Source organism: Acinetobacter sp. BIGb0196 (genome assembly GCF_011759595.1).
Taxonomy (GTDB): Bacteria; Pseudomonadota; Gammaproteobacteria; order Pseudomonadales; family Moraxellaceae; genus Acinetobacter; species Acinetobacter guillouiae.
In genome coordinates, this window is record NZ_JAAOZA010000002.1 from 967,953 (window position 1) to 980,645 (window position 12,693).

The 12,693-nt window shown below is 37.4% G+C and carries 17 protein-coding genes; 14 read left to right on the forward strand and 3 right to left on the reverse strand.

Going from position 1 to position 12,693, the window contains the following annotated elements:
* The first annotated feature begins 22 nt into the window (after window positions 1-22).
* The 8 genes from FHR28_RS17280 to FHR28_RS17315 all read left to right on the forward strand — a co-directional run bounded on the left by FHR28_RS17280 (window position 23) and on the right by FHR28_RS17315 (window position 6,367).
* The gene (locus tag FHR28_RS17280) at window positions 23-1,183 is read left to right on the forward strand and encodes an alanine racemase (RefSeq protein ID WP_166783153.1); all 1,161 of its coding nucleotides are present in this window, start codon (window positions 23-25) and stop codon (window positions 1,181-1,183) included.
* A gap of 220 nt (window positions 1,184-1,403) precedes the next feature.
* Entirely contained in the window at window positions 1,404-3,326 is a 1,923-nt protein-coding gene (gene thrS, locus FHR28_RS17285; protein WP_105713311.1) for a threonine--tRNA ligase, read from the forward strand.
* Between the two features lie 5 nt (window positions 3,327-3,331).
* Window positions 3,332-3,883 carry a translation initiation factor IF-3 gene (gene infC, locus FHR28_RS17290; RefSeq protein ID WP_081401514.1) on the forward strand — a complete coding sequence of 184 codons (552 nt, stop codon included), beginning with the start codon at window positions 3,332-3,334 and terminating at the stop codon, window positions 3,881-3,883.
* Between the two features lie 88 nt (window positions 3,884-3,971).
* Window positions 3,972-4,304 (forward strand): DUF7709 family protein, encoded by a 333-nt coding sequence (locus FHR28_RS17295; protein ID WP_004723073.1) that lies wholly within the window; start codon window positions 3,972-3,974, stop codon window positions 4,302-4,304.
* Between the two features lie 180 nt (window positions 4,305-4,484).
* On the forward strand, window positions 4,485-5,102 hold the full coding sequence (locus FHR28_RS17300) for a glutathione S-transferase N-terminal domain-containing protein (protein WP_166783154.1): 618 nt from the start codon (window positions 4,485-4,487) through the stop codon (window positions 5,100-5,102).
* An 89-nt stretch (window positions 5,103-5,191) separates the two neighbouring features.
* A complete protein-coding gene (locus tag FHR28_RS17305) occupies window positions 5,192-5,479 on the forward strand; it encodes a hypothetical protein (protein ID WP_004723070.1) in 288 nt (95 codons plus the stop codon).
* A gap of 35 nt (window positions 5,480-5,514) precedes the next feature.
* A complete protein-coding gene (locus tag FHR28_RS17310) occupies window positions 5,515-5,937 on the forward strand; it encodes a hypothetical protein (protein WP_166783155.1) in 423 nt (140 codons plus the stop codon).
* 4 nt (window positions 5,938-5,941) lie between these two features.
* Window positions 5,942-6,367, forward strand: a complete 426-nt coding sequence (locus tag FHR28_RS17315) for a YqaA family protein (protein ID WP_105713309.1) — start codon at window positions 5,942-5,944, stop codon at window positions 6,365-6,367.
* A gap of 57 nt (window positions 6,368-6,424) precedes the next feature.
* Here FHR28_RS17315 and FHR28_RS17320 read toward each other — a convergent pair whose 3' ends face one another.
* Window positions 6,425-7,180 carry an energy transducer TonB family protein gene (locus FHR28_RS17320; RefSeq protein WP_166783156.1) on the reverse strand — a complete coding sequence of 252 codons (756 nt, stop codon included), beginning with the start codon at window positions 7,178-7,180 and terminating at the stop codon, window positions 6,425-6,427.
* 137 nt (window positions 7,181-7,317) lie between these two features.
* On the reverse strand, window positions 7,318-8,568 hold the full coding sequence (locus FHR28_RS17325) for an MFS transporter (protein WP_151957170.1): 1,251 nt from the start codon (window positions 8,566-8,568) through the stop codon (window positions 7,318-7,320).
* Window positions 8,569-8,792: 224 nt separating this feature from the next.
* Between FHR28_RS17325 and rpmI the strand changes: the two genes are divergently transcribed.
* From rpmI to FHR28_RS17355, 6 genes are all read left to right on the forward strand, one after another.
* Window positions 8,793-8,987, forward strand: coding sequence for a 50S ribosomal protein L35 (gene rpmI / locus FHR28_RS17330; RefSeq protein ID WP_002054552.1), 195 nt, complete (start codon window positions 8,793-8,795; stop codon window positions 8,985-8,987).
* A gap of 11 nt (window positions 8,988-8,998) precedes the next feature.
* Window positions 8,999-9,358 (forward strand): 50S ribosomal protein L20, encoded by a 360-nt coding sequence (gene rplT, locus FHR28_RS17335; protein WP_004723060.1) that lies wholly within the window; start codon window positions 8,999-9,001, stop codon window positions 9,356-9,358.
* 209 nt (window positions 9,359-9,567) lie between these two features.
* The gene (locus tag FHR28_RS17340; RefSeq protein WP_004723059.1) at window positions 9,568-9,945 is read left to right on the forward strand and encodes a hypothetical protein; all 378 of its coding nucleotides are present in this window, start codon (window positions 9,568-9,570) and stop codon (window positions 9,943-9,945) included.
* A gap of 135 nt (window positions 9,946-10,080) precedes the next feature.
* Window positions 10,081-10,278, forward strand: coding sequence for a hypothetical protein (locus FHR28_RS17345; protein WP_166783157.1), 198 nt, complete (start codon window positions 10,081-10,083; stop codon window positions 10,276-10,278).
* Window positions 10,279-10,375: 97 nt separating this feature from the next.
* Window positions 10,376-10,906: an adenylate kinase gene (locus FHR28_RS17350; protein WP_166783158.1), complete on the forward strand. Its 531-nt coding sequence runs from the start codon at window positions 10,376-10,378 to the stop codon at window positions 10,904-10,906.
* A 164-nt stretch (window positions 10,907-11,070) separates the two neighbouring features.
* Window positions 11,071-11,619 carry an NADAR family protein gene (locus tag FHR28_RS17355; RefSeq protein ID WP_166783159.1) on the forward strand — a complete coding sequence of 183 codons (549 nt, stop codon included), beginning with the start codon at window positions 11,071-11,073 and terminating at the stop codon, window positions 11,617-11,619.
* A gap of 44 nt (window positions 11,620-11,663) precedes the next feature.
* On the opposite strand, the gene FHR28_RS17360 is transcribed toward FHR28_RS17355, so the two are convergent.
* Window positions 11,664-12,692: a hypothetical protein gene (locus tag FHR28_RS17360; RefSeq protein ID WP_166783160.1), complete on the reverse strand. Its 1,029-nt coding sequence runs from the start codon at window positions 12,690-12,692 to the stop codon at window positions 11,664-11,666.
* Between the last annotated feature and the right edge of the window lies 1 nt (window position 12,693).

Genomic DNA, 12,693 nt, shown 5'->3' on the forward strand with positions numbered 1-12,693 from the left:
AAATAGACCATAAAGGTAGACTATGAACAACTTTTTTGAGCAATTAAATCGTGATTTAAAACAGTCAAATGGTGCATTACCTCGATTAATTGTTGATGATCAGGCGCTTGAACAAAATCTACAGTACGTTGCCAAAAAGCTTAAATATGGAAGCCATTTGCAACCACGTATCGTGGTAAAGTCTTTGGCATGCTTAGCATTATTAAAAACCATTAGTCTAAAGCTTTCGACTCAACGGTTTATGGTGTTTCATATGCCACAGCTTTTGCCAATCCTTGAGAACTTTTTGGATGTAGATGTGTTGTTTGGGAAACCGATGCCTGTAAGTACGGTTCAGCATTTTTATGCGATGAATCAAAATTGCAGACAAGCTGATATACAATGGTTAATTGATTCTAAAGCACGTTTATTACAGTACCTTGAGGTCGCAAAACAGTTTAGTTTAAAGCTTAAAATCAATATTGAAATTGATGTGGGTTTGCATCGAGGTGGTGTTCGTTCCGATTTTGCACTCATCGAAATATTAAGATTGATTGAACAAAATCCTGAGCATTTAGTACTTGCTGGCTTGATGGGCTATGATGCCCATGTGACGAAGCTGCCTTCAGTGATTAAAAAGATTGATGTCGCGTATCGAGAGTCACAAGACATTTATCAAAATTATAAAAATATTATTCAACAGCAATTTCCACATTTATGGCGAGCTGATCTTTGTTTTAATGGTGGTGGTAGTCCTACATTTTACCTCCACGTGGAGCAAAGTGTGTGTAATGATCTTTCTTTTGGTTCGATGTTGCTTAAACCAAGTGACTTTGACAGTGATGGTTTAAGTGTTTTACAAGCTGCGCTATGGATTTCAACCCCTGTTTTAAAAGTGCTGCCATTTACCCAGTTACCTGGATTAGAAGTTTTAGATAAATTACCCCATAGCTCTAAAGCTTTATTTGTTTATGGTGGATATTGGATGGCGCATTATGTTTATCCGCGAGGGATTCATCCGCATGCACTTTATGGGCGGAGTACCAATCAGGAAATGGTTAATGTGCCTAAAAACACTGAAATAGCCGTTGATGATTTTGTATTTTTAAGACCCACACAAAGCGAAGCGATTATTCCTCAATTTCATAAATTATATTGTTATAAAAATCGAGATTTTGAAGCATGGGAAACCTTTAGAGAGTAATGCGCCAAAAAGAGGAAGTTGATGGATAATCAAAAGTACAATTTAAATCAGAATAAAGAATAATTTTAAGACAAAGGTTTATAAATATGCTGTAAAGGTGTAAAATTCGACACACTTTTTATTTTGTTCCACCGATTTTATCTTGAGGATCTTCCTCGATCATAATCTCGCGGTGACATGCTCCATTGTACGGGGCATCACTCCTTAAGGATTTTTAAATATGCTTATTATCACATTGCCAAATGGCGATCAAAAAAGTTTTGATCAAGCTGTTTCCGTTATGGAAGTTGCTCAAAGTATTGGACCTGGACTGGCTAAAAATACAGTTGCTGGGAAAGTAAATGGTCGCTTAGTCGATGCAAGTGATTTAATTACCGAAGACTCAACCTTACAAATCATCACTCCAAAAGATCAAGACGGTGTAGAAATTATTCGTCACTCTTGTGCACACTTGGTGGGTCATGCGGTAAAACAACTCTTCCCTGAAGCAAAAATGGTGATTGGCCCTGTCATTGAAGAAGGTTTCTACTATGACATCTGGATGCCTCGTCCATTTACTTTAGATGATATGGCTGCAATCGAAGCGCGCATGAAAAAGCTTATCGATCAAGATTATGATGTCATTAAAAAAATGACACCTCGTGATGATGTGATTGCTGAGTTCACTGCACGTGGTGAAGATTATAAGTTACGTTTGATTGCTGACATGCCTGAAGAAACTCAAATGGGCTTGTACTATCATCAAGATTATTTAGATATGTGTCGTGGTCCACACGTACCAAATACTAAATTTTTAAAGTCATTCAAATTGACTAAAATCTCTGGCGCTTACTGGCGCGGTGATGCTAAGAATGAACAATTACAGCGTATTTATGGTACTGCTTGGGCAGACAAAAAAGAATTAGCAGCATATATCAAGCGTATTGAAGAAGCTGAAAAGCGTGACCATCGTAAAATTGGTAAAGCTTTAGATTTGTTCCATATGCAAGAAGAAGCACCAGGTATGGTGTTTTGGCATGCCAATGGTTGGACGATCTACCAAGTGCTTGAACAATACATGCGTAAAGTTCAACAGGACAATGGCTACCAAGAGATTAAAACACCACAAATTGTAGACTTCACTTTGTGGGAAAAATCGGGTCATGCTGCCAACTATGCAGAAAATATGTTTACGACCCATTCAGAAAGTCGTAACTATGCGGTAAAACCAATGAACTGCCCATGTCACGTTCAAGTGTTTAACCAAGGTTTAAAATCTTACCGTGATCTTCCAATTCGTTTGGCAGAGTTTGGTTCATGCCATCGTAATGAGCCATCAGGTTCGTTACATGGGATTATGCGTGTACGTGGCTTTACTCAAGATGATGCACATATTTTCTGTACAACTGAACAAATTGGTAAAGAAGTTGCAGACTTTATTAAACTGACTTTAGATGTTTATAAAGATTTTGGCTTTGAAGAAGTTCAAATGAAATTGTCTACACGTCCTGAAAAGCGTGTGGGTGCTGATGAACTTTGGGATGTTGCAGAAAAATCTTTAGCGGATGCTTTAGATGCTGCAAATCTTAAATGGGAAGAACAACCTGGTGAAGGTGCTTTCTACGGTCCGAAGATTGAATTTTCATTAAAAGACTGTTTAGGACGTATCTGGCAGTGCGGTACAATCCAGTGTGATTTTAACTTACCGTTACGTTTAGACGCTTCATATGTAACAGAAGATAACGATCGTGACCATCCTGTGATGTTACATCGTGCAATTCTTGGCAGTTTTGAACGTTTTATTGGTATACTAATTGAACACTACGCAGGCTTTATGCCACCATGGTTGGCTCCAATCCAAACATGTGTCATGAATATTACGGATTCTCAAGCGGAAGCTTGTGAGCAAGTCGTCGCAAAACTCAAAGAAAATGGAATTCGAGCAATTTCAGACTTGAGAAATGAGAAAATCGGCTTTAAGATTCGTGAGCGTACACTAGAGCGTATTCCATACCTATTGGTACTTGGAGATCGAGAAGTAGAGGAAGGGACTGTGAATGTTCGTACTCGCTCTGGAAAAAATTTAGGTACTATGTCAATAGACGCATTTATTGACCTAGTGAAAGCAGCCGTAGCCGAACGCGGCCGGTATATTGTGGAGTAAGAAAGATTAAACAGCCTGACCGTAACCAACAACAAGGTGCTAAAAGTAATCGTCCTGCATTAAATGATGAGATCAAAGCGAAAGATGTGCGTCTCGTTGCTGCAGATGGAGAGCAAAAAGGCATCGTTTCACTTGCTGAAGCTTTGCGTGCTGCTGAAGAAGTTGATCTTGATCTTGTTGAGATCGTGGCGAATGCAGAGCCACCTGTTTGTAAAATCATGGATTTCAACAAACATTTATTTGACTTGAAGCAAAAGCAAAAAGATGCGAAAAAGAAACAGCATCAAGTTCAAGTGAAAGAAATTAAGTTGCGCCCTGGTACAGACGTTGGTGATTACAATGTTAAGTTGCGTGCTATTCTGAAGTTTCTTGAAGAAGGCAACAAAGTCAAAATTACTCTACGTTTCCGTGGTCGTGAAATGGCTCACCAACAGTTGGGTCTTGCACAATTGCAAAAAATTGAAGCAGACGTAGCAGAGTTTGGTATTGTTGAACAAGCACCAAAAATGGAAGGCCGTCAAATGGGTATGTTACTTGGACCTAAAAAGAAAAAGTAATTATTCATCTGGTAAAAAAGCACTGCATTAAGCAGTGCTTTTTTACGTTAAAATGCGGGTAAATTAATCTGAATCGAGTGGAGTTGATATGTCATCTATTCAAAATTCAAATGCGCTATCGAGTATTAACCAAAAAATTATTCAAGCAGGTGAGGTGTTGCCTGTGGTTAAGTTAAAGGATGGTAGCGCTGTACAAACGGGTACAGTGGCAACCATGTTGCATAATATCAATCTGTATAACTCAGGTGTACGTGGAGAGATTGAGCAAGAACTGATCCTCGCGATTCCCACCTTAGTGAAAGTTGGTTTATTTGACTTATTTAATCCAGATGAATGGATATTGGGAAACAATGCTGGTCGTAAATTTGTGGGGGAGAAGGCTAAAGCATATATAGATGCAATTGCTGAAGTAGATATTTGAAATTAATATCATAATATGAGAACGTGCTGTATTTAATAAAATGCAATAACATAATTTTAGAATAGATTATTAGAATAATCTCTTTTTATAGCATACTGAATCAAGCCAATTCATGTTATAAAAGTAAACGATTAACGCAATAAAATTCAGAAAATACGTGAAAACGAAGAAGGATGAAATATGATTGATCTCTATTATTGGGGTACTCCCAATGGTCATAAAATTACCATTGCACTTGAAGAAATGGGTTTGGATTATCAGATTTTTCCTATCAATATCTTAGAGAATGACCAGTTCCAGCCCGATTTTCTTCGTATCTCACCGAACAATAAAATCCCCGCGATTGTGGATCAAGATGGCCCAAATGGTGAGCCGATTTCAGTGTTTGAATCAGGCGCAATCTTGCAATATCTTGGCCGTAAAACAGGACTGTATTATCCAAGCGATGAGCAAGATCGTGTTGAAGTCGAACAATGGTTAATGTGGCAAATGGGTGGGCTAGGGCCGATGTTAGGGCAAAACCATCATTTTGGTAAATTTGCTAAAGAAAAAATTCCTTATGCAATTGATCGTTATGTTACTGAAACTCAACGTTTGTATGGTGTTTTAAATAAGCAGCTCATTGGACAAAAATATGTGGCTGGTGAATATTCGATTGCAGATATGGCCATTTTACCGTGGGTATTACGCTATGAGTGGCAGCAAATAGAGCTAGATGATTATCCTTATGTTAAAGAATATATTGAGCGTTTAACTGCGCGCGCAGCGATACAAAGAGCGCTATCAATCAAAGTGTAAAATGTATTTTATGTTAAGATGAGAAACCACGTTACGTGGTTTTTTATTTTTTAAATAATCGATTTTTGGATGGTTGGCAGGCTTTAGTCATGAAAGATTTCTTTTTGAACTTTACGAAAATATTAGAAACGAATCCAAAAATCTACTGGAGTATTATTGTCGGTATTGCAGGTTGTTTAATGCTCTATATTGCGGAAATTGTGCATATCCAAAATATTTTAGAGCAATTAAATGGTCAAGCGTCAGCACTGATTAGAAGCGTGATCGACCCGATTGCGCAACGTTATCAATGGTCTCGGATTATCTTTATGTTGTTGGCAATCATTTGGGCACATTTTCAGTATCGTAAAACCAAAAAAATGCTAAATTTAGGGTGATTGAACTGTTAGTAGTACATTCAACAGGGGGGAGTATGAAGCAAAACTTTGTTTGGCACTTCCTTATCTCTTTTGCCGTGATGCTAATCACAGCAATGCTTTGTAGCATCTTGCAGTATCACTCCGCATATGATTACTTCTGGTTTATTATTTTTAGCATCATGAGTGTTTCAGGCTTGGTTTTTGCTATGGTCTTTGGCATTTTTCAAAGTAAATTACAGCAAAGTCTTTTGAATACCACGATCTTACTCGTTTTGCTTTCGCTTTATTTTATTGTTTTATTCTACGGCTTTATTCATATCAAAATTGATTGGCAAGCGATTTCAGAGGGTAAAGCTCAACTCACATTGTTGCAGAAATTTTTTAAATCAGATCTTTCATTTTGGTTGGCTTTTCTGGCTCCCTTTATACTGTCATTCTTGACTTATACCTTAAAACCTAAACCCAACTTTAGCTAACTTTATGGCTTATCTTCTCTTATTTTTTTCCGCATTTGGTGCTGCTACTTTACTCCCGTTGCAGTCAGAAGCTGTATTGCTTGGGCTACTGGTACAAACACAATATTCTGCATATTTACTGCTTGCAGTTGCGACGATTGGCAATGTTTTAGGTTCATGCGTGAATTGGTATTTGGGACTTAAAATCGAGCAGTTTAAAGATAAGAAATGGTTTCCTGTCTCTGAAAAGAATATGCTCAAAGCAGAAAAAATATATCAAAAGTATGGCTTTTGGTCTTTGTTGTTAAGCTGGACCCCAATTATTGGAGATCCAATCACACTTATTGCAGGGCTAATGAAAGAGAACTTTTGGCGTTTTCTATTGATTGTGACTATTGCAAAAGGTGGTCGGTATGCTTTTATCTATTTGGTGTATATCGGATTATTTTAATAAAAAGGTTAAAGACACAAAACTATCTTTAACCTTAAAAGACGCATCTTGATGAATTTATTTACATTCATTGATTTTAAATTGAATCTCATCATTGAAGCTGGATTGTTTATAGATCCATAAAGTACGATAAGAACGTTTTACATTGATTGATGCATGCTCTACGGCTGTAAGTACTTGTTGATCAAGTGCATTAATACCAGAACGTTTAGTTAGCTTAACTTGGGTAATTTCGCCTTGTTTATTGGTTTTAAATTTAAACTTTACTGTACGATCTTTATTCTTTAATAGTGATTGATCCAGTGCAAGTTGTGGTTGTTTTAAATAAACAAAGGCAACCGACTTATCGAGTTGTTGTTTGTTCCAATTCTTTGAATTAAAGCTATATGTACATTGCTTAGCACGCTGAACATGATCCGTTGCATTCTTTAGCGTTAAGGTAAATGTTTGATAACCGACTAAAGCAATGGCTTTTCCATTTTTTGAATAGGGTTTTACTTTTGCATTTTCCACAGCATCTACAAGTTTCTGATCCAATGCACGGATGCCTGTACTTTCTTGGATATCGGCCTCTGTGACTTCACCAGCGTTATTGGCTTTTACTCGAATGATCGCTGAACGCTCTTGATCTTTTAATTCAGTGATTTGATAGTTAATTTGAGGAAATTTGACCCATTGTATGCGTGTAGTTAAATGTTGAGGATCATTTTGTTCAGATTGCTCCCCTTTGACCTTTATTGTAGGAAGTTTATCCGCACTATAGCTATAGGTTGAAAGGCACAATAAACAAGTGGTAAAAAGAGCTTTATTCATAGGTTTGGCAATCCATGCAGTTTAATACGCATGAGAGTAGTTTAATTGCGCAAAGTATTTATCGAATTTTGTATTCTCGCAATAGAAAATGCACCCGAAGGTGCATTTTTTTACTGTTTTTTATTCAGCCAAACTCATTATTCTTGGCCTTTGGTGATGTCTACTTTGAATAAATCAGAAGTTTTTACCCAACTTATTGCGACGACAGCCAAGGTCATACACCCACCAAATACAGTGGCTGTGATTGTTCCTAAATATTTTGCAGCCAGCCCAGATTCAAATGCGCCCAATTCATTACTCGATGAAACAAACATCCCATTCACCGCAGCGACACGGCCACGCATATTTTCAGGTGGGTAAACTTGCAAAATGGTTTGGCGAACAACCACTGAGATACTGTCACAAGCACCAGTCATAGCCAAAGCAAATAAAGAGAGCCAGACGTTGTTTGAGAATGCAAAAATAATGGTAAACACCCCAAAACCTGCAACTGCAATCAGCATATTTCGCCATGCATGATGTGTAGGTGGAAATTTGGTTAAAGCGATCATGGTGAGTAACGCGCCAATAGAGGGGGCCGCACGTAAATAACCTAAACCTTCAGGTCCAACTTTTAGAATATCTTCTGCAAAAATTGGCAGTAGGGCAATCACACCACCAAACAGCACTGAAACCAAATCTAAAGATATGGCCCACAGTACAATTTTAGTTTTCCAGATAAAGCGAAAACCTTCACTTAAACTGTCCCAAAGATTGTCTTGTTCCATAGTTGGAAAAGTACGCTTCTTTAATAAGTTAATCAGACAGAAGCAAATAAATAAAAGTACTGCTACCGAGAGTAAGCTGTTTTCACGACCGATTCCTGCCAGCATAAAACCACCCAGCATCGGGCCAATAATGACACCACTTTGCCATCCAATCGTGGTCCATGTTGCACCATTGGCATACAGTTCACGAGGAATTAAAAATGGTTTTAATGAGGTTGCTGATGGATTGTAGAAACCTCGGATGGTACCCAAACCAAAAATAACCGCATAAATCCCCCAAGACAGTGTAGTAACACCAATTTGGCCATGATCATAACTGTGAAATAACCACCAAAGCACCAATGGCAAAGGGAAGGAGAAGAATAAGCAAACTTTCATTATGGTTTGTTTATTCAGCTTATCTGCAAAATAACCGCCCCAAAGCGACAGCGCAATAAAGGGGATTGCTTCTGCTAGTCCAATCAGACCCAAGGTAAGTGGATCTTTGGTAATTTGATAGAGTGAATAGGCAACAATAATTTCTTGAATTAAAATTGCGAGTGTTAAACAAAATTGATTGATGGTAACAATTGAGAAATCTCGATAGCGAAGCGCAGCAAAAGCATCCTGTGCAGGGGTCATAACTGTCCAGTTTTATCATGATGTGATGATTATAAAGATTTAATCCTGATTTTTCTTATAAAACTAGGTGAAATTTACATCGAAAATTACATTGGAGAATTGTGAAATTGTTGGATGTTTTGCTTTTGTTTTGTACAGAGATGATTTAGAATATTGCCTCCCTTACCTGCAGGTCGTTGTCGCAATGGTGCGAACGTACCGAACAGGTGTTTAAAGAGGTTGTTATGGCTAAGTTAAAAACTCGCCGTGGTGCAGCTAAGCGTTTCAAAGCGACTGCTAACGGTTTCAAGCGTAAACAAGCGTTCAAACGCCACATTTTGACCAAAAAATCTGCTAAACGTATTCGTCAATTGCGCGGTTGTGTCATGGTTCACGTAAGTGACATGAATTCAGTTCGTCGTATGTGCCCATACATCTAAGGAGATTATAAATGGCTCGTGTAAAACGTGGTGTACAGGCTCATCGCCGTCATAAAAAAATTCTTGCTCGTGCTAAAGGTTACTATGGCGCGCGTTCACGTGTTTATCGTGTAGCGTTCCAAGCAGTAATTAAAGCAGGTCAATACGCTTACCGTGACCGTCGTCAAAAGAAACGTCAATTCCGTGCTTTATGGATTGCGCGTATCAATGCTGGTGCTCGTCAAAATGGTTTGTCGTACAGCCGTATGATCGATGGCTTGAAAAAAGCTCAAGTGATCATCGACCGTCGCGTACTTGCTGACATCGCTATGCATGACTCAGTTGCATTTGCTGCTTTAGCTGAAAAAGCTAAAGGCGCATTAGCTGCTTAATCATCTTCGATGATTAAAAAAGACCGCTTTTATAGCGGTCTTTTTTATGCCTAAAAATTTATTTTCAAACTATTGCGGGAACTTTTCGAGATGAGTTTCTATTGAGTTTGATTGTTCGAATACAGCACTAATCAGTAAAATCTGTCATTATGGTTGCTCTAACTATTTTGTTATGGCATTGAATTGACCAAATTATAGAATCTAGTCTTATGCGTAAACAATATCACTTTCGCCAAGTTGGTGAAGACACTTATATTTGGGATGTGCATCATCTGGTTGAACTAAGCCAAGACTTCCCAATCCATGAAGTTCTATTATCCGATATACAAGAACTCAATGAAGCGTATTGGTTTCCAGATACACATCCAACAACACAGCAAATGATTGAACATTTTCAACTGATGCAACAGGCAGATCTAAGTTATCCAATTATTCTATCTGCTGATGGCAGGGTGATGGATGGTATGCATCGTGCGGCAAAAGCAAAATTACTCGATCATCTTACGATTAAAGCCGTCAGGTTTGAAATTACACCACCAGCAAATTTTATCAATATTGACGAGGATGATTTGGATTATGCTGATTGAGTAGGCCATCCGAATGATTTAAATATTCAAATAACTTTGCATACACATTACACAATATCAACGTGAAAGCATTATTGTTTTAGAAATAGCTCGCATAGAGTAGAACAACGAATAATAGAAAATGATGGAGTGGGTATGCGTGTTGAGATTGAAGGTTTACAACAAGGTGCAATTGAAGTTGAGTTGCAACTACTACCCAGAATTGGGGAAGTTTTAAAAGTGATGTATGGTGCAGATGCGGAAGTTAAAGGTGAAGTAACAGCAGTTGAGCACTATATTAATCAGCATGCAAATGAACATAAAGTGATACTCAGCATACGACCCGTATTTTGATATAGATCAGCTAAAATGATTGAATGATGATTGGGTTGTTACGTGATTTAAAGTAGCTTATTTGGCTACTTTTTATTTTTAGAGAGTTCTTAAATTTATGAAACGCATCAATGTTGTGGGGACTTCTGCATCAGGAAAAAAAACATTTTCAATAAGATTAGCTCAAAAATTAAAGCTCACCTACATTGAATTGGATGATTTATTCTGGCTGGATGATTGGCAAGAGTCTACCGATACTGCATTTTTTCAGAAAATTCAGGCCAAACTAGATCAAGCTAAATCTGGTTTTGTCATAGATGGTAATTATACGCGAACTACGCAGATCAAATGGCGAGATATTGATACTGTAATTTGGTTGGATATTCCTTTTTATATCAATCTTTACCAATCCATACAGAGAGCTGTTCGTCGTGCTATTTTTAGACACAGACTTTGGGAGAGTTCAAATAATCGTGAAAGTTTTAGTAAAATGTTTAGTCGTGATTCGATTATTTGGTGGATGATTAAAACGCATCAAAAAAATCGTCAGCAATATATAACGATGATGAATGATCCTCAATACTCACATATTCGATTTATCCATTTAAAATCGCGAAAAGCTGCTGATCAATTTTTGAGTTTAATTTAAGTCCTTTATAAGTTAGGATAAATTTTGAAAAAATATAACAATACGTGTCGAATATTTTATGAAAAATTAAGTGGAATCGTGATTGAATAAGAGGTTCATGCTAATGATGGTGATGGCATAACAGAAGTATCGTATCAGTGGGATATTAATCATAGGACAATAAAATGAGTGATTCTCAATTTTTAACAACTTTACAAGAACAAGTAAAGAACGGGCAAAAGTATAGTTATTTGTGTTTTTGGGGGCATAGTCAAAAGACTTCTGGAAAAATAGACAAGAGCTGTTTAAGTCAATGGTTTCCTGCAAAATTTGAAATTGATGGTGTCAATTATCAAAGTACAGAACAGTATATGATGGCGCAGAAAGCCAAACTATTTAATGATGAGAATATTTTTCAGAAAATTTTACAAGCAGACGATCCTAAGAAAATAAAAGCATTAGGTCGTTTGGTCAAAAATTATCAAGATGAGATTTGGATTGCTCATCGTTATGAAATTGTGGTTCAAGGTAATTTGGCTAAGTTTTCTCAAAACAATGATCTTCAAGCGTTTCTACTGAGTACCTCAGATCAAATCATTGTTGAAGCCTCGCCTGTAGATCAAATTTGGGGGATTGGACTTGCAGCAGATCATGTTAATGCGACAAATCCAAACGCATGGCAAGGTTTAAATCTTTTGGGTTTTGCCTTAATGGAAGTGAGAAAGCAACTTTAATGTTGCTTTCTTTTTAAGATTCATTTTATCAAATAGATAAGACATTATAGTCCAAAATAATAAGCCGCAAGGCAGATTAAAATGGTCACAATAATTAATGCAAAAACACCTGTTTTACCGGGTTTATGCTCAGGATTTGTCTTGCTGTTAAACGCTTGACGCTGCTCGGTTTTGATATTGTCATGCGTGTCAAAGGGCGAGGCAATTTGTTTTGGCGTTAAGCGTGCAGATTTATAATGATTTGCAACTTTAACAATAAATTTTGATTTTAAATCTTCAACTTTTTGGAGGAAATGGCGCAAATTCATTTGTTCTTCAGGGCTCATGATTTGCTCATTTTCATCATAGGGATGCTTTAATTTTGCAAAAATAAAACCCTCTAATGCATCGATACGACAGAAGGTTTCGTGTGCGTAATCAGCTTGATAATCAGTGGGTAACAGTGCAAGTTTAAGAATTGAATCCTCAGTAGTGTATAGCATTTCATCTAATCCATAATACGGTAAATCTTTATTTACAGGTTCTGGAAAACCTTTGGCATATTGAGTATCGAACAATTCATTGTCTGTATAAACTTGAATATCATCCCAATTCGGTTGGACTAAATCTTGTTCAATCCGTTTAATCAATTTTGCATTGAGATCATAGCGCCAAAAAATCTCGGTACGTAAATTGGGGCGTTGTTGTTCAGGCGCTTCATAATCATTGTCTGCGCTATACCATTCTGCCAATTCTTTACCAAAAATCCATGCAGTTTTCTTTTGTTGATCATGGCTAACAATAAAGTGTGGGATGGCTAACAGTTCAACATTGGCATTTGGATTTTGTTCATCATTTAAAATGCTCGCGCTATGTAAGCTGAGTCGATACACCCCTTGTTTTTTTAGCCCTTCAAGCCAAATCTGAAAATGCTGTGCCAATAGGTGCTGGTTGGTTAAATCACGAAAGCCAAAAGCATGCTGATTAAAAATGGCATGATTGACCCAACGAGAAAAACTGATCCCTTGAGTGAGATACTCATTGCCATAAGTGACGAGTGTAAGTTGACGTTTCCAGATTTGATCGAGTGCCATT